Here is a 14,907-nt window from a genome sequence, read left to right as displayed (position 1 = left end):
CAAGAGGGTCACCCGACGACCTGGACGGCGCCGGAAACTCCGGCGACGCAGCAGCACCGTCGGCTGCGCCGCGCGATCCGGGCCGAGCAGCGCGCCCGGATCGCTCCCTCTTTGTTCCCTGTCGACGCGTCGGACAATCACCCTTCTGTCTGGTTGCCCAATTTTCGCCATCAGGGGCCGCCGATCGGCGGGCCCGTCAGCGCAACGAGCCGGCCAGTTCGCGCAGTTCGTTGTCCCGGGCATCACCGACGACGATCACCGTGCGGGTCGGCTCCAGCAGGACCAGCGCCTGCTGGTTCCCCCGCGCCGTGTAGAGCTGCCAGGTGCGCCCGGCCAACTCGGTGGTGCCCTGCGGCTGGCCCTGGTCGGTCAGCTCGGCGGGAAGCAGCCGCTCCGCCGGGACGCTGCTCTGCAGGAGTTGAACGCCCCGTCCCTCCGGCGTGAGGTAGCCGAGCCGCAGGTTCGCGCCGTCCTCGACGGTCTGATAGCGGGCGCTGACCGTCAACCAGTCGGAGCCGAGCCCCTGCGGCTGGCTCACCGGAAAGACGTTCGCCGACCGGGCCTGCTCGATCGCGGGGGCCGGATCGACGGTCGCGGCCTGATCGCCGCCGAGAAACCCCCGGTAGAACGCCAGCAGCAGCGCGATCGGGACAAGCAGCACCAGCAGCGAGATCGCCATGTCCTTCGGCGACCGCTCGGATTTGGCGGATTCCGCCCGCGGCGGTGGTGCCGGCCGCTCCCCGGCCCGCGCGGTGCCGTCGGGCTGGTTCCGGGCCGGCTCGTCCACCGGCGGGGCTGTCGCCGGGCCGGACGAAACCAGGGCTGGCTCGTCCACCGGCGGGGCTGTCGCCGGGCCGGACGAAACCAGGGCCGGCTCGCCGGCGGCCGGCGTCGGATCGGTCGCGGCGGACTCACCACCGGGGCCGGTGGGGACGTCGACCGGCGGCTGACCGTCGGGCGGCGTGCGGTCGGCGGGTACGCGGTCGGCTGGCTGTGCGGGTTCCACCCCTCTATCTTCGCAGCCGCCCGACCGGCGGTATCCGGGCCATCACCGCCCCGCGCCGATGCCCGGTCGGCGATCGTGTGAGGATCAGCGACAAAGCCGGCAGCAGGGACCGCCCTGCGACCGGCCGTCCCCGCACCGTCGCGAGGAGGAGCAGCGTAATGACGAACACCAGGACGCGGATCCCACAGGATCTCGACCGAAACCTCGCCCTCGACCTGGTCCGGGTCACCGAGGCCGCGGCGATGGCCGCAGGTCGGTGGGTTGGCCGGGGCGACAAGGAGGGCGGCGACGGGGCCGCCGTCGACGCGATGCGCAAGCTCATCAACTCGATCCAGATGCGCGGCGTGGTGGTGATCGGCGAGGGCGAGAAGGACAACGCCCCGATGCTCTTCAACGGCGAACAGGTCGGCGACGGGACGGGCCCGGAGGTGGACGTGGCCGTTGACCCGGTCGACGGCACCACCCTGATGAGCAAGGGCATGCCGAACGCCGTGGCGGTGCTCGCCGTCTCCGAGCGGGGTGCGATGTTCGACCCCAGCGCGGTCTTCTACATGGAGAAGCTCGCGGTCGGGCCGGCGTACGCCGATGTGGTGGACATCAACGCCGGGGTGGCCGAAAACCTGCGCCGGATCGCCAAGGTCAAGGGCACCGACGTCTCCGAGGTGACGGTCTGCGTGCTGGATCGGAGCCGCCACGACGACCTGGTCGCGCAGATTCGCCGGACCGGGGCGGGCATCCGCTTCATCTCCGACGGCGACATCGCGGGCTCCATCGCGGCCGCCCGGGGCGAGTCGGATGTCGACGTGCTGATGGGCATTGGCGGCACGCCGGAGGGCATCATCTCCGCCTGTGCGCTGAAGTGCATGGGCGGTGCGATGCAGGCCAAGCTCTGGCCGCGCGACGAGCAGGAGCGGGAGAAGGCGCTCGCCGCCGGGCACGACCTGGATCGGGTGCTGGGCACCGACGACCTGGTCACCGGGGACAACTGCTTCTTCGTGGCGACCGGTGTCACCTCCGGGGATCTGCTGCGCGGGGTGCGTTACCGGGCCGGCGGCGCGTACACCCAGTCGATTGTGATGCGGTCGAAGAGCGGCACCATCCGGGTGATCGACTCGTACCACCGGCTGGAGAAGCTGGCGCTCTACTCGGCGGTCGACTTCGACGGCCGTCCGCTGGACGAACAGGAGTGACCGCCACCGACACGGCGGTCCCGCAGGTCCTGTCGGCCACCCGCCGGATCACCGGTGTCGCGCTGGCATCGGTCTCCGGGGTCGCGGTGGCGGTGCAGTCTCGAATCAACGGCGAGTTGGGGGTACGGCTGGCCGACGGCTTCGCCGCCGCGGTGGTCTCGTTCGGCCTCGGCCTGTTGGTGCTCCTGGTGCTGGTGCCCGCCACCCCCGGTGGACGGCGTGGCCTGGCCGCGACGCGGCGTGCTCTGGCGGCGGGCGCGCTGCGGCCGTGGCAGTGCCTCGGCGGGATGTGCGGGGCGTTCCTGGTGGCCACCCAGGGGCTCACCATCGGCTCGCTGGGTGTGGCGGTCTTCACGGTGGCGGTGGTCGCCGGCCAGACCGGCAGCAGCCTCGCCGTGGACCGGGCGGGGATCGGGCCGACGGGCCGGCAGCCGGTGACCCCGCAGCGGTTGGCCGGTGCGGTGCTCACCGTGTTCGCGGTCGTCCTGGCGGTTGGTGACCGGCTCGGTGACCCGGGCACCCTGGCGCTGGCCCTGCTGCCCCTGCTCGCCGGGGTGGGCATCGCCTGGCAGCAGGCGGTCAACGGCAGGGTCCGGGCGGCGGCCGACAGCGCGTTGACCGCCACGTTGGTCAACTTCGCCGTGGGCACGGTCACCCTGCTCGTCGCGTTCGCGATCGACATCGCGGTACGCGGCTGGCCCACCGGTCACCTGCCGACCGAGCCGTGGCTCTACCTGGGTGGCCCGATCGGCATCGTGTTCATCGCGATCGCCGCCGCGATCGTGCGCTTCACGGGTGTGCTGCTGCTCGGTCTGGCCACCATCGCCGGCCAGATCGTGGGCGCGGTCCTGCTGGACCTGGTGTTGCCCACCGCGGCCTCGAACCTCGGCCTGAACACCCTGCTCGGGGCGGCGCTGACGATGGTGGCCGTGCTGGTCGCCGCGCTCGCCCCGCCGTCCCGCCGCTGAGCCACCAGCGGGCGGGGTGGACGGCGGGCGAGCCGGACGACGGTGACGGGCGGTTCAGCGGCGCAGGGCTGCGACGATCTCCGTGAGCGCGTCCTCCAGCGGGGTCGGTTCGACGCCCAGGGCGGCGGTGGCGGCGGAGTCCATCAGGAACGGCCGGTCGAACTGGTACGCGGTCTCCCGCAGTTCCCGCACGAACGGGTTGGCCAGACCGCCCAGCCACAGCACGGGGTAGGGCATCCGGGTCAGCCGCGGCGCGGGTGCGCCCGCCAGCGCCGCCGCCCGGGTGGCCAGCTCACGCATCGGTGCGGCCGGAGCGCTCGGCACGTGCCAGAGCCGTCCCCACGCCCCCGGGTCGGTCGCGGCGGCGACCAGGGTACGGGCGACGTCCGGGATGTACGTCCAGGTGTGCGGGGCGTCCCAGTCGACCGGCAGGAAGACCCGCCGCCCGGCGAGCACCCGGGGCAGCACCATCATCGCCAGTGAGGTGCCGCCGACGCCGACGTAGTCGGAGCCGCGTACCTCGGTGACCCGCGCCCGACCGGCCCGGTGGGCGGCGAGCGCGGTGTCCCACATCTGGTTGCGTACCCGCCCCTTGATGCCGGTCGCCGACGGCGGGGTCTGCTCGGTCATCGGGCCGTCGACGGGCCCGTACCCGTAGAGGTTGCCGACCGTGGCGAGCACCGCTCCGGACCGCTCGGCGGCGGCGAGCAGCGCACCGGCCAGCGGGGGCCAGTCGATGGGCCAGCGGTGGTACGCCGGGTTCGCGCAGTTGTACAGCGCCTGCGCGCCCTCGGTCAGCACGCTGAGCCGGTCGACCTCGGCGGCGTCGGCGGCGATCCGTTCGATGGCCGGGTGCTCCGGCCCGGCGCCCCTGCGACTGATCACCCGGACCCGCTCACCTCGGTCGGCGAGAAGGCGGGCGGTCGCGGTGCCGACCGGGCCGGTGCCGACGATCACGTGCAGTGCCATGGGAACTCCTTGGGAGCAGAGATACGAAACAAGAGCGGTGCTCTCGAAGTGCTCACCCAGCATGGCCCGCCACCACCACAGCCGTCAAGAGCGGTGCTCTCTTTTTGGATTGGCGCTCCGAACCGTGGCAGACTGGTCCCCATGCCCGCTTCCTCGATCCGCGCCCGGGTCCGCGCCGAAATGCTCGACGAGATCAAGGCGGTCGCCCGCCAGCACCTCGCCACTGATGGCGCGAACCTCTCGCTGCGCGCGGTGGCCCGGGACATGGGCATGGTCTCGTCGGCCATCTATCGCTACTTCCCGAGCCGGGACGACCTGCTCACCGCGCTGATCATCGAGGCGTACGACGCACTCGGCGACGCGGTGGAGGCGGCGGCCGTTGCCGCCACCGATCGGCTCGACCTCCGCGCCCGCTGGCAGGCGGTCTGTCGGGCGGCGCGGGACTGGGCGCTCGCCCATCCCGCCGAATACGCGCTGCTCTACGGCAGCCCGGTCCCCGGGTACGCCGCCCCGGACGACACCGTCGGCCCGGCCCAGCGCCCCCCGCTGACCCTGGTCGGCCTGCTCCGAGAAGGGCTGGAGGACGGCCTGCTCAGCCCGCCGCCCGCCAATGAGCTGCCGCCCCAGCTGCACGCCGACCTGACCGAGCTGGCCGACGCGTTCTTTCCCGGGTTGCCCCCCGCCCTGCTGGCCCGGGGCATGGCCGGCTGGACCCAGCTCTTCGGGCTGATCAGCTTCGAGCTGTTCGGCCGGCTCAACCGGACCGTCGCGCACCGGGACGCGTACTTCGACCACCAGGTCGGGCTGCTGGCCGACCTGATCGGTCTGCCCCCACCGCGCTGACCGCAGCCGACGCCACGGTCGGCGCGGCGGCACCGATACCGGCGCTCAGCCGGCGTCGGAGGAGTGCCCGGGGAACAGGTGGGCGCTCGGGTCGATGGCCACCGCCGCGTTGTTGACCGCCGTCGCGGCCTCGCCGAAGCCGGTGGCGATCAGCCGGACCTTGCCCGGGTATTCGGTGATGTCGCCAGCCGCGAAGACCCGGGGCAGATTCGTCGCCATGGCGCTGTCCACCAGGATGTGCCGGCGGTCCAGTCGCAGCCCCCACTCGGCGAGCGGGCCCAGGTCGGCGGTGAAGCCGAGGGCCGCCACCACGGTGTCCACCGGCAGCGTCTCGGCCGCGCCGCCGCGCACGGTCACCTCGGCGCCGGTCACCGTGCCGTCCCCGATCAGCCGGGTGACCTCGGCGTTGACCACCACCCGCACCGGCAGCGACAGCACGCGGGCGACCGTCGAGGCGTGCGCCCGGAACTTCTCCCGTCGGTGCACCAGGGTCACTGAACGGGCCAACGGTTGCAGGGCCAGCGCCCAGTCGAAGGCAGAGTCGCCGCCGCCGACGATCAGCACGTCCCGGTCGGTCAACTCGGCCGGCGCGGTGACGAAGTAGACGATCCCCGTGCCGGGGGCGCCGTCGGCGCACGGCAGCGGTCGTGGGCTGAAGCTGCCAAGCCCGCCGGTGACCACGACCGCGCCGCAACCGAGCTGCTCGCCGCCGGCCAGGCCGAGCACCGGTCGGTCATCGGCGTACGAGAGCTTCTCGGCACGGGTGCCGAGAAGGTACTGCGGGTTGAACGGGGCGGCCTGAGCGACCAGGTTGGCCACCAGATCCCGGCCCTTGACGGCCGGGAAGCCGGCCACGTCCAGGATCAGTTTCTCCGGGTACATGGCGGTGACCTGACCGCCCGGCTCCGGCAGCGCGTCGATCACCGCCACCGACAACCCCCGGAACCCTGCGTAGTACGCGGCGAAGAGGCCAGCCGGACCGGCCCCGATCACGGCGATGTCGACCTCGCGCATGGCGTACCGTCGCTTTCCGCTCACGGATCAACGCTTGCTGATCTAGACGGTAGGCGGGTGGCAGCGGTCGGGCAAGCACGTCCCAGAGGCGCGCCGAGGAATTGGTCAGGGCAGGCTGAGTGTGGAACCCGAGTAGTCCGGGCCATCCAGGGCCGGCCGACGGCGACGGAACAGGATCGCCGCCACCACCCCGCCGAGCAGCCCGAACAGGTGGCCCTGCCAGGAGATCCGCTCGTCGGTGGGGAGGATGCCGACCAGTTGCCAGCCGTAGAGCAGGCCGACCAGCAGGAAGACCGCGAAGTTCCACCAGCTGCGCTCGACGATGCCCCGGGTGAGCAGGATGCCCAGGTAGCCGAAGATCACGCCGCTGGCACCGACCACCACCGAGTTGGGCGAGCCGGTGAACCACACGCCGAGCCCGCTGACCAGGATGATGATGAGGGTCGACCAGAGGAACCGGCGGGCGCCGGCGGCCAGGACGAAGGTGCCCAGCAGGATCAGCGGGATGCTGTTGCTGTAGAGGTGGTCGAAGCCGTGGTGCAGGAACGGGGAGAAGAAGACCCCGTCCAGCCCGTCGATGCGTTGCGGGATGATGCCGGCGGTGGCGTCCAGGCCGAACGCGAGCCCCTGATCGACGGCTTCGATGAGGAAGAGGAACGGGATCACCGCGCACATCGCGACGAACGCCCGGCCGAGCGCGGCGTAGAACGCCTCGGTGCCGAACCGGTGGGGGTCGCCGCTTGACGGGTGCAGGGTCACCCCCCAACTGCTATCAGCAAAAGTCGCCGACCGCCACTCGCGTCCCGTCGGAACAGACGGTTGTACGCGCGACGACGGGGCTGGTGGTCGCCACCCGCCCCGCCGTCGAAGCCGTCAGTAGTGGCCGTTGTTCTGGAAGTAACCCCAGGCACCGCAGGGCGTCTTGTACCTGCCCTTGATGTAGCCCAGCCCCCACTTGATCTGGGTGGCCGGGTTCGTCCGCCAGTCGCTGGCGACGGAACCCATCTTGCTGCCCGGCAGGGCCTGCGGGATCCCGTACGCACCGGACGAGGAGTTGTTGGCCTTGTGGTTCCAGCCGCTCTCCTTGGTCCAGAGCTTCTCCAGGCAGGGGAACTCGGCGATGCCGAAGCCCGCGTCGATCATCATGGCGCAGCCGGTCTTCCGGTTGCCGCTGTACTCGGTGCAGGACGCCGGGATCGGCCCGTCGTACGGCTTGGCGGGCGCGTTGGCCGCCGCACGCTCGCGCTTACGGGACGCCGCGGCGGCTTCGGCCCTGCGGGCCCGCTCGGCGGCTTCCTTGGCGGCCTGTGCCGCGCGCAGCTTGGCCTGGTACTCGGCGGCCCGCTGCTGGGCGAACTTCACCTGGTGGGAGGCCTGCCGATCGCGCTGGTAGGCAAGATCGATCCGATCGACCTCGACGCCGACCTGCGCGGTCAGGCCCTGTTGCTGGGTTTCCCGGTCTTCGCCCAGGTAGAAGCCGCCGGCTACGCCCACGGAGAGCAGTGCCACAGCAGCCGTACGGGCGCCCAACCGGCTCCACAGCCGACTCACGAAGTGGTCCCTTCGTCGGGGGCAAGGACGCGGCGCGGTGCGGGCCACAGGCGGGCCGTCAGCCGTGCCACGAGCGCCCCGACCGGTTGCCGGTCGCGCCGACGCACCGACCGCCGCCGATGTCGCCCGTCTCGTGACGAACGATCACCAACGATTCCCGTGGTGCGTGGACGCTCGTGGGACACGATTGCGCACAGTGAGGCTGATGGGAAACCAACCAGCCTCTTTGTGATCTGTGCCACACTTAAAATGCGGACAAAAGCCCGCATAGGCACCGTTAAATCGGGATGTCCTCCAGGAGATCCGTGACCATCGCGGCGATCGGCGACCGCTCCGAACGGCTGAGCGTGACGTGAGCGAAGAGCGGATGGCCCTTGAGCGCCTCGATGACAGCGGTCACCCCGTCGTGCCGGCCGACCCGCAGATTGTCCCGCTGGGCCACGTCGTGGGTGAGCACCACCCGGGAGCCCTGCCCGATCCGGGACAGCACGGTCAACAGCACCCCGCGCTCCAGCGACTGGGCCTCGTCCACGATCACGTAGGCATCGTGCAGGCTGCGCCCCCGGATGTGGGTCAGCGGCAGCACCTCGAGGATGCCCCGCGAGGTGACCTCCTCCAGCACGTTCTCGTGCACCACCGCGCCGAGCGTGTCGAAGACCGCCTGGGCCCAGGGCGACATCTTCTCCGACTCCGAGCCCGGCAGGTAGCCCAACTCCTGGCCGCCGACGGCGTACAGCGGACGGAACACGATCACCTTCTTGTGGCGGCGGCGCTCCATCACCGCCTCCAGCCCGGCGCAGAGCGCCAACGCCGACTTGCCGGTGCCGGCCCGGCCGCCCAGCGAGACGATCCCGATCGCCTCGTCGAGCAGCAGGTCGAGAGCGATCCGCTGCTCGGCCGAGCGGCCGTGCAGCCCGAACGCCTCCCGGTCGCCCCGGACCAACCGGACCGACTTGTCCGCCAGCACCCGACCGAGCGCCGAGCCACGGGCCGAGTGCAGCACCAGGCCCGTGTGGCAGGGCAGCCCGGCCGCCTCGTCGAGGTCGAGCGTCTCGCCGGCGTACAACCGACCGATCTGCTCCTCGCCCAGATCCAGCTCGGACATGCCGGTCCAGGTCGGGTCGCTGGCCTGACCGTGGCGGTACTCGTCGGCCCGCAGGCCCACCGAGGCCGCCTTGACCCGCAGCGGCATGTCCTTGCTGACCAGGGTCACCTCCCGCCCCTCGGCGGCGAGGTTGAGCGCGACGGAGAGGATCCGGGCGTCGTTGCTCTCGGTGCGGAACCCGGGCGGCAACACGCCGTCGTCGGTGTGGTTGAGCTCCACCCGCAGTGTGCCGCCGACGTCGTTGGCAGGCACCGGTCGGTCGAGTCGGCCATGCCGGACCCGCAGGTCGTCGAGCATCCTGAGCGACTGCCGCGCGAACCAGCCCAGCTCCGGATGGTGCCGCTTGCCTTCCAACTCGGTGATGACCACCAGAGGCAGCACCACCTCGTGCTCCGCGAACCGGTGAAACGCCGCCGGATCGGAGAGCAGCACGGAAGTGTCCAGGACAAAGGCCTGGCCGGCTGGTCGCGGCTCCTTGGGGTCGGCCGGCGCGGCGGCCGCCGTGCGGCGGCCCCTGGTGGCGCGGCGGGTCGTGGCAGTCGCGGCCGGGGTCTGGTCGGCACCGGCGGTGGTACGGCGAGTCGTCACAGGCCTGCTCCGACGGATGGGCACCCGCCACCCGTGTTCCGCCTCCTCCGGTGCCCGGGGACACGGGGTCGGATGCGGAACCCCGTGCGCGAGGTCGCAGATCCGGGCGGACCGGCTGGCTCGGGAGAACCCCGTGCCATGCCTAGACGCTAGCCGCGCCGGACCCTCCCGGCTAGAGGACGAACGTGGATCTCCGAAGACGGGCGTGAAAACACCGCTTCGCCGGGGCCCGCACCGTCACGGAGCCCGGCGGCGGGCACGGCGGAGCCGGCCGGGATGCATGCCCCCTGCGCGCATCCCGGCCGGCGGGGCCACCGTCACCGGTCTGACGTGACCCCGACGGTGCGTGTCCGCCGCGGACGACGCACCGCGCTCGTGGCGCCGGCCGGCGGGCCCTCGCCCGCCGACCGACCTCAGCCGGTACGTCGGACGAGCGTGCCGGTCGGGTGCCGCCCGGTGATCGGGGCGGCCGGCGCGGTGAACGACGAGCCGGTGTACGTGGTGCCGGGGCGGGCGACGGTGCCGGCGGAGCGGACGACACCCGCCGGGGAGACCGACAGGGCCGAGGCGATCGCCGCCTGGGCGTCGCGTCGACGCCGGTTCCAGGCGCCCCGATCACCGTCGAAGTAGCCCTGCCGGTAACCGAAGCGGTAGCCGATGCGGTAGCTGAGCTGCCCGTGCAAACGACCGGCCGCGTAGCTGGTGGCACCGAGCACCAGAACGAGGAACACCGCGAGGAATGGGCTCATCGGGCAGCTCCGGCCCAGCTCGGACGCCAGGTCATCGCTCCTCCGGCTCGATCGTGGTGGGATCCGCGACGAGCAGCCGGTCCAGGTCGTCGGTGCTGACCTCCTCGACCAGCTCGACGCTGATCCGGCAGCCGTCCAGCACGATCTCGGCCACCGAGGATCGGCGGATCTCGCCGCCGGCGTCGTAGACCCGGACGCTCAGCTCCGGGCAGCCGAGATGGGTACGCCAGGCGTTCCACTCGGCGCGGTCGCCGACGCTCAGCGACAGGTAGCGGCAGCCTCGGGCGAGGTAGAGGCGCCAGGGAGCGGTCAGCCCCGCGGCCACCCCCTCGGCGATCAGCCCGAAGGCCTGGGCGCGGGTGGCGAGCTCGGTCACCACACCCCCTTGGCACCGGGGGCGTGACGCATGTGAGCACCAATCGTCTCATGCACGTGACACACCGTAGATTGTCCCATGGGCGTGACAGTATCAGCTTTTCGTCCGCTTACGTTTGCCACTAAGGGCATCTATTCTGCCCGCGTGACACCCCTCGACAGTGGCACTGGATCGTTTACCGGAAATCCGAATAACCCGTCACGTCTGCGTGACAGTGGCGAGCCGGGGCGCGCACTCGCACCCGGCTGGCCGTACCGTCACGGGGTGACCGAGACGGCCAATGCGCGGAAGATCGCCTTCGCCACCTTCGTCCGGCGCGCCCTGGACGAGGCACGGGCGACCCGGGCCTGGAGTGGCACCGAGGTGTCCCGGCGCACCGGCGTCTCCCGGCAGACCATCAACAGGTGGGTCCGGGGCGACTGGGCCAGCGACCCGGAGGCCGAACGGGTGGTCGCCTTCTGCGAGGGCCTGGGGTTGAACCCGGCCGCCGCCTTCGCCGCACTCGGCTGGGACCGCACCGCGGCCAGCCCTCGCACCGGCCAGCCGGCCCCTCCGATGGACCCCGACGTGGAGGCACTGCTGCGCCGCCTGGTCGATCCGAACGTGTCGGACGCGGAGAAGTTCCACATCCGCGAAACCATCCGATATCTCGCTTACCGCCCAACGTTGCCGGTCGATGTCCGAAAAAGGGGCAATCAAGCAGGGTAGTTCCTCAGATGGCGAAAGAACGCCTGGTCGGGTTCATTCGTTTGCCTCCGGGGCCGGAACGGGCACGCTAGCGTCCCTATTCGTACTGCTTGGGCTCGTCATCGGCGGGGGGACGGGACAAGGCCGAACCCAGCCCTGCGGGACAAAAGGAGGGGTCTGTCCATGACCCTGAAGTGGTTGGCAGTCGTGGTCGCGACGGTGTCGGTGACACTGTGGGCGACCGGAAACGCAGTGACCCTCGCGGTCGATGGCGGGCAGCTTCCGCTGCTCGTCAACCTCGTTGTGCTCATCACCGCCGCCACCGCGGTCATCCTGGCCGTCGTCGCGGAACTGCACGAGCGTCTGAACGACCGGCTCAGCGCGCTCACCGAGTTCCTGGTGGCACGGCTCAACGAGATCGAGAACCACACCGGCGATCGCAACACCGGGTTCGTGGAGGGCTACCTGTTGAGCCATGGCCAGGAGGCGGCGGTGGTGCCGTTCGGCCGCCGCGGACGAGGAGCCGCCGAACGCTGATCGCGTACCGTCGAACGGGTCCACTCGGCCAGGAATGAGCCTCCATCGCCGGGGTACGCTGACGCGCGTGTCGCCGTTGAATCTGGGCAGTCAGCAGCCGAGGACCCCGTTGAATGCCGACCAGGCCTGGCGGACCACCGCCAGCCGGGCGGCCGGGACCGTGCTCTTCTTCGACTTCGACGGCACGCTTGCGCCCGTCGACGACGATCCGACCGCGGTACGCCCGGCGCCCAAGGCGCTGGCCGCGATCGAGGCGCTGGCCCCGATCGTGCAGCGGGTCGCGATCGTCTCCGCCCGACCCGTCGAGTTCCTCCGGGATCAGCTCGGCGGGCTCGTCGGCGTGGACCTCTACGGCCTCTACGGGCTGGAGCACAGCCACTCGGGCGGGGAGACCGTCACCGAGCCGGCGGCGCTGCCCTGGGTGCCGACCATGGTGGAGCTGACCGACCTGGCCCGGGCGGAGCTGCCGCCCGGCACGCTGGTCGAGTACAAGCGGCTCTCCGTCGCGCTGCACTGGCGTACCGCTCCGCAGCTCGGCTCGACCGTGCAGCAGTGGGGGCAGGCGCAGGCCGACCGGCTGGGGTTGCGGGTGCAGGCCGGGCGCATGGTGCTGGAGCTCAAGCCGCCAGTCGACCGGGACAAGGGCATGGTGATCGGCGAGGCGATCAAGGGCGCCACCGGCGCCTGGTACTTCGGCGACGACGTCTCGGACATCAAGGCCTTTGCCGCGCTGCGTGCCCGTGCCGCCGCCGACCCGGACTTCCTCGGCGTCTGCGTGGCCGTCGCCAACCCGGAGACCGGCCAGGAGGTGGCCAACGCCGCCGACCTGACGATCGAGTCCCCGGCCGCCCTGGGCGACTTCCTCACCCGGGCACTGACCCACCTGCCCTGACCGCGCCTGGCGGCGACAGACGCGTCGCCGCCGGCTCAGACGCCGTAGCGGCGTTGTCTGGTGGCGTACGAGCGCAGTGCGCGCAGGAAGTCGATGTGCCGGAAGTCCGGCCAGTTGAGCTCGCAGAAGTAGAACTCCGAGTGTGCGGACTGCCAGAGCATGAAGCCGGACAGCCGCTGCTCGCCGCTGGTGCGGATGACCAGGTCGGGGTCGGGCTGGCCGCGGGTGTAGAGGTGCTCGCTGATGTGCTCGACGTCCAGCACCTCGGCCAGCTCCTCGATGGTGCCGCCGGCGGCGGCGTGCTCCAGCAGCAGCGAGCGGACCGCATCGGTGATCTCCCGGCGACCGCCGTAGCCCACCGCGATGTTGACCTCCGCGCCGCCGGTGCGCTCGCGGGTGCGCTCCTCGGCACCCTTGAGAGCAGCGGCAGTCTGCGCCGGCAGCAGATCGAGCGCCCCGACGATGCGCAGCCGCCAGGGGTTGCCCTCCTCCGCCAGCTCCACCACCAGGTCCTCAATGATCTTGAGGAGTGGGTCCAGCTCACTGGCCGGACGGCGCAGGTTGTCGGTGGCCAGCAGATAGAGGGTGACGTGCCCGACGCCGGCCTGGTCACACCAGCCGAGGACATGCTTGATCTTTGCCGCGCCGACCCGGTGCCCGTCGTTCGGGTCGACAAAGCCCATCTCCCGCGCCCACCGGCGGTTGCCGTCGCACATCACCCCGACGTGTCGGGGCACCGGCTTACCCGCCAGCTTCGCCGTGAGCCGGCGCTCGTACACGGAGTAGATAAGGTTCCGCAGCGTCATCACCTAGCAGCGTAGCGACCCTTGAGCCAGTTCATCGCCTCGGAGCCCCATCCCCGCCGGGCAGACCGATGCCGATCATTGCCAGAGTGCGAGCGGTGAGACGCCCGTCACCCAATCCCAGCTCGACCACGTCATGGAACACCCGGTCGTCCCGACGGGCGGCCCGGACCGCCGCGTCGACCACCCGGCGCCGCCGCGCCAACCAGGCGGCGACCGAGCTGTGCCGCAGGTGGGTGCCGAGGCGGCGACGCAGCCCGTCGGCATAGTGGCGGGCGGCCCCCTCGGGCGCCTGGGCCGCCGCCGCACCGGCGAGCACACCGGAGAGCAGCGCGTAGAAGATGCCCTCCCCGGTGAACGGATTGATCAACGACAGCGCGTCCCCGGCCAGCAGCGTGCGCCCCCGACCTGGTGTCGGCCGATGGGTGGACAACGGCAGGTGATGGGCGCGCAACGCGGTCACCGTCGCCAGGTCGGTGCCGGGCAGCAGCGCGGCCAGCCGGTCCAGCAGATACGCCCGGCTCAGCGGCTCACCGCGCAGCACCTCCCCGTACCCGACGTTCGCCCGTCCGTCACCGATCGGGAACGACCAGGCGTACGCCGGCCAGCGCGCCTCCGAGGTGACGATGAGCTGCTCGGACGGGCCGGGCAGCGCCGGGGCGTACCCCCGGATGGCCAGCGCCAGGTGCCGGTCGGGGTTCTGCGGGTGGCCGAGCGCTCGACGCACCACCGACCCGGCGCCGTCCGCGCCCACCACCACCCGGCCGGACAACTCCCCGTCGAGCACCACCCGGTCGGCGCGCGGGTCGACCCGGCGCACGGTGTGCCGCCGCAGCTCAGCGCCGGCCGCCACGGCGGCCGCCACCAGCCGCGCGTCGAAGACCTCCCGGGGCACGGTGTACGCGGGTCGGGGCAGCGCCCGGGCCACCGCGCCGCCACCCGGCGCGATCATGCGTAACGCGGGCAGCGGCGCGTAGCCTGCCACCGCCTCGGTCACCCCCAGCTCGGCGAGCACGTCCACCGAGTGCGCCGCGATTCCGTCGCCACACGCCTTGTCCCGGGGAAAGTCGGCCCGGTCCAGCAGCAGCACGCTGGCGCCCGCCCGGCGCGCCGTCAGCGCGGCGGCCGCCCCGGCCGGCCCCGCTCCCACCACCACCACATCGAACTCGTCGCCCACCGCGCGCCTCCCTCCGTCCGATGCGAATCGGTCGTTCCCGCCTCGCCCGGTCACTGCTATCCGGTGGGGCGCCGCATTCCCGCCCGCCCGACGACCCGCCCGCCCGACGACCCGCCTGTGCCACTCAACGCCGAACCCTTGTGACCGGCGCCACCCGTCATCCTGCACCAGCCCACCCACACCAACCGATCCCCAAGCCCGCCGCGCCCTTGCCACGCCCCGCCGCGCCCCGCCCCGCCGCGCCGCGCCCCGCCCCGCCCCGCCGCGCCGATCATGGAGTTGTGGTGCCCGGTGCACCCATATTTGCCACTTTCATCCCCCACCACAACTCCATGATCGACGGCACCGGGCGCCGGGCGCCGGGCGCCGGGCGCCGGGCGCGGGGCGCGGGGCGCGGGGCGCGGGGCGCGGGGCGGGGCGGGGCGGGGCGGGGCGGGGCGGGAGATCGGAAG

16 protein-coding genes are annotated in these 14,907 nt (G+C 72.0%); 6 read left to right on the top strand and 10 right to left on the bottom strand.

Annotated elements, in window-relative coordinates; translation table 11 throughout:
* Window positions 1-196: 196 nt before the first annotated feature.
* Window positions 197-1,006, bottom strand: a complete 810-nt coding sequence (locus tag ABZS37_RS18370; protein ID WP_355170349.1) for a DUF4245 family protein — start codon at window positions 1,004-1,006, stop codon at window positions 197-199.
* A gap of 158 nt (window positions 1,007-1,164) precedes the next feature.
* Here ABZS37_RS18370 and glpX point away from each other — a divergent pair, with 158 nt between their 5' ends.
* Together glpX and ABZS37_RS18360 are read left to right on the top strand one after the other, a co-directional pair.
* The gene (glpX, locus tag ABZS37_RS18365) at window positions 1,165-2,196 is read left to right on the top strand and encodes a class II fructose-bisphosphatase (RefSeq protein WP_355170347.1); all 1,032 of its coding nucleotides are present in this window, start codon (window positions 1,165-1,167) and stop codon (window positions 2,194-2,196) included.
* A 29-nt stretch (window positions 2,197-2,225) separates the two neighbouring features.
* A complete protein-coding gene (locus ABZS37_RS18360; protein WP_355170505.1) occupies window positions 2,226-3,164 on the top strand; it encodes a DMT family transporter in 939 nt (312 codons plus the stop codon).
* 54 nt (window positions 3,165-3,218) lie between these two features.
* On the opposite strand, the gene ABZS37_RS18355 is transcribed toward ABZS37_RS18360, so the two are convergent.
* Complete coding sequence (locus tag ABZS37_RS18355; protein ID WP_355170345.1) at window positions 3,219-4,133, bottom strand: NAD-dependent epimerase/dehydratase family protein; 915 nt, start codon at window positions 4,131-4,133, stop codon at window positions 3,219-3,221.
* Window positions 4,134-4,274: 141 nt separating this feature from the next.
* On the opposite strand from ABZS37_RS18355, the gene ABZS37_RS18350 reads away from it, so the two are divergent.
* The gene (locus ABZS37_RS18350) at window positions 4,275-4,976 is read left to right on the top strand and encodes a TetR/AcrR family transcriptional regulator (RefSeq protein ID WP_355170343.1); all 702 of its coding nucleotides are present in this window, start codon (window positions 4,275-4,277) and stop codon (window positions 4,974-4,976) included.
* A 45-nt stretch (window positions 4,977-5,021) separates the two neighbouring features.
* On the opposite strand, the gene ABZS37_RS18345 is transcribed toward ABZS37_RS18350, so the two are convergent.
* The 6 genes from ABZS37_RS18345 to ABZS37_RS18320 all read right to left on the bottom strand — a co-directional run bounded on the left by ABZS37_RS18345 (window position 5,022) and on the right by ABZS37_RS18320 (window position 10,359).
* Complete coding sequence (locus ABZS37_RS18345) at window positions 5,022-5,990, bottom strand: NAD(P)/FAD-dependent oxidoreductase (protein WP_355170503.1); 969 nt, start codon at window positions 5,988-5,990, stop codon at window positions 5,022-5,024.
* A 105-nt stretch (window positions 5,991-6,095) separates the two neighbouring features.
* Window positions 6,096-6,749 (bottom strand): rhomboid family intramembrane serine protease, encoded by a 654-nt coding sequence (locus ABZS37_RS18340; RefSeq protein ID WP_355170341.1) that lies wholly within the window; start codon window positions 6,747-6,749, stop codon window positions 6,096-6,098.
* A gap of 114 nt (window positions 6,750-6,863) precedes the next feature.
* Window positions 6,864-7,541: a lytic transglycosylase domain-containing protein gene (locus tag ABZS37_RS18335; RefSeq protein ID WP_355170339.1), complete on the bottom strand. Its 678-nt coding sequence runs from the start codon at window positions 7,539-7,541 to the stop codon at window positions 6,864-6,866.
* Window positions 7,542-7,818: 277 nt separating this feature from the next.
* Window positions 7,819-9,234, bottom strand: a complete 1,416-nt coding sequence (locus ABZS37_RS18330) for a PhoH family protein (protein ID WP_355170337.1) — start codon at window positions 9,232-9,234, stop codon at window positions 7,819-7,821.
* Window positions 9,235-9,647: 413 nt separating this feature from the next.
* Window positions 9,648-9,983, bottom strand: coding sequence for a hypothetical protein (locus tag ABZS37_RS18325; RefSeq protein ID WP_074316807.1), 336 nt, complete (start codon window positions 9,981-9,983; stop codon window positions 9,648-9,650).
* A gap of 31 nt (window positions 9,984-10,014) precedes the next feature.
* Window positions 10,015-10,359 carry a hypothetical protein gene (locus tag ABZS37_RS18320; protein WP_354995764.1) on the bottom strand — a complete coding sequence of 115 codons (345 nt, stop codon included), beginning with the start codon at window positions 10,357-10,359 and terminating at the stop codon, window positions 10,015-10,017.
* A gap of 264 nt (window positions 10,360-10,623) precedes the next feature.
* Between ABZS37_RS18320 and ABZS37_RS18315 the strand changes: the two genes are divergently transcribed.
* From ABZS37_RS18315 to otsB, 3 genes are all read left to right on the top strand, one after another.
* Window positions 10,624-11,067, top strand: coding sequence for an XRE family transcriptional regulator (locus ABZS37_RS18315; protein ID WP_355170335.1), 444 nt, complete (start codon window positions 10,624-10,626; stop codon window positions 11,065-11,067).
* A gap of 162 nt (window positions 11,068-11,229) precedes the next feature.
* Window positions 11,230-11,583, top strand: coding sequence for a hypothetical protein (locus ABZS37_RS18310; RefSeq protein ID WP_355170333.1), 354 nt, complete (start codon window positions 11,230-11,232; stop codon window positions 11,581-11,583).
* 67 nt (window positions 11,584-11,650) lie between these two features.
* Entirely contained in the window at window positions 11,651-12,475 is an 825-nt protein-coding gene (gene otsB, locus ABZS37_RS18305; protein WP_355170331.1) for a trehalose-phosphatase, read from the top strand.
* 35 nt (window positions 12,476-12,510) lie between these two features.
* Here the strand turns inward: otsB and ABZS37_RS18300 are convergent, their stop codons facing one another.
* Both ABZS37_RS18300 and ABZS37_RS18295 read right to left on the bottom strand, forming a co-directional pair.
* The gene (locus ABZS37_RS18300; RefSeq protein ID WP_354995768.1) at window positions 12,511-13,281 is read right to left on the bottom strand and encodes an isoprenyl transferase; all 771 of its coding nucleotides are present in this window, start codon (window positions 13,279-13,281) and stop codon (window positions 12,511-12,513) included.
* A gap of 31 nt (window positions 13,282-13,312) precedes the next feature.
* Window positions 13,313-14,455, bottom strand: coding sequence for a geranylgeranyl reductase family protein (locus ABZS37_RS18295; RefSeq protein WP_355170329.1), 1,143 nt, complete (start codon window positions 14,453-14,455; stop codon window positions 13,313-13,315).
* Window positions 14,456-14,907 lie beyond the last annotated feature (452 nt).

Origin of the sequence: Micromonospora sp. NPDC005413, assembly GCF_040606435.1 — a bacterium.
Lineage (GTDB): Bacteria > Actinomycetota > Actinomycetes > Mycobacteriales > Micromonosporaceae > Micromonospora.
Note: the sequence above shows the minus strand (reverse complement) of the source record. Positions and strands in the feature narration are given on the sequence as shown.

Excerpts from the sequence above, each read along its gene's own strand:
- ABZS37_RS18300 (WP_354995768.1), bottom strand. The coding sequence starts at position 13,281 with ATGACGCTGCGGAACCTTATCTACTCCGTGTACGAGCGCCGGCTCACG.
- ABZS37_RS18355 (WP_355170345.1), bottom strand. The coding sequence starts at position 4,133 with ATGGCACTGCACGTGATCGTCGGCACCGGCCCGGTCGGCACCGCGACC.
- glpX (WP_355170347.1), top strand. The coding sequence starts at position 1,165 with ATGACGAACACCAGGACGCGGATCCCACAGGATCTCGACCGAAACCTC.
- ABZS37_RS18325 (WP_074316807.1), bottom strand. The coding sequence starts at position 9,983 with ATGAGCCCATTCCTCGCGGTGTTCCTCGTTCTGGTGCTCGGTGCCACC.
- ABZS37_RS18345 (WP_355170503.1), bottom strand. The coding sequence starts at position 5,990 with ATGCGCGAGGTCGACATCGCCGTGATCGGGGCCGGTCCGGCTGGCCTC.
- ABZS37_RS18350 (WP_355170343.1), top strand. The coding sequence starts at position 4,275 with ATGCCCGCTTCCTCGATCCGCGCCCGGGTCCGCGCCGAAATGCTCGAC.
- ABZS37_RS18310 (WP_355170333.1), top strand. The coding sequence starts at position 11,230 with ATGACCCTGAAGTGGTTGGCAGTCGTGGTCGCGACGGTGTCGGTGACA.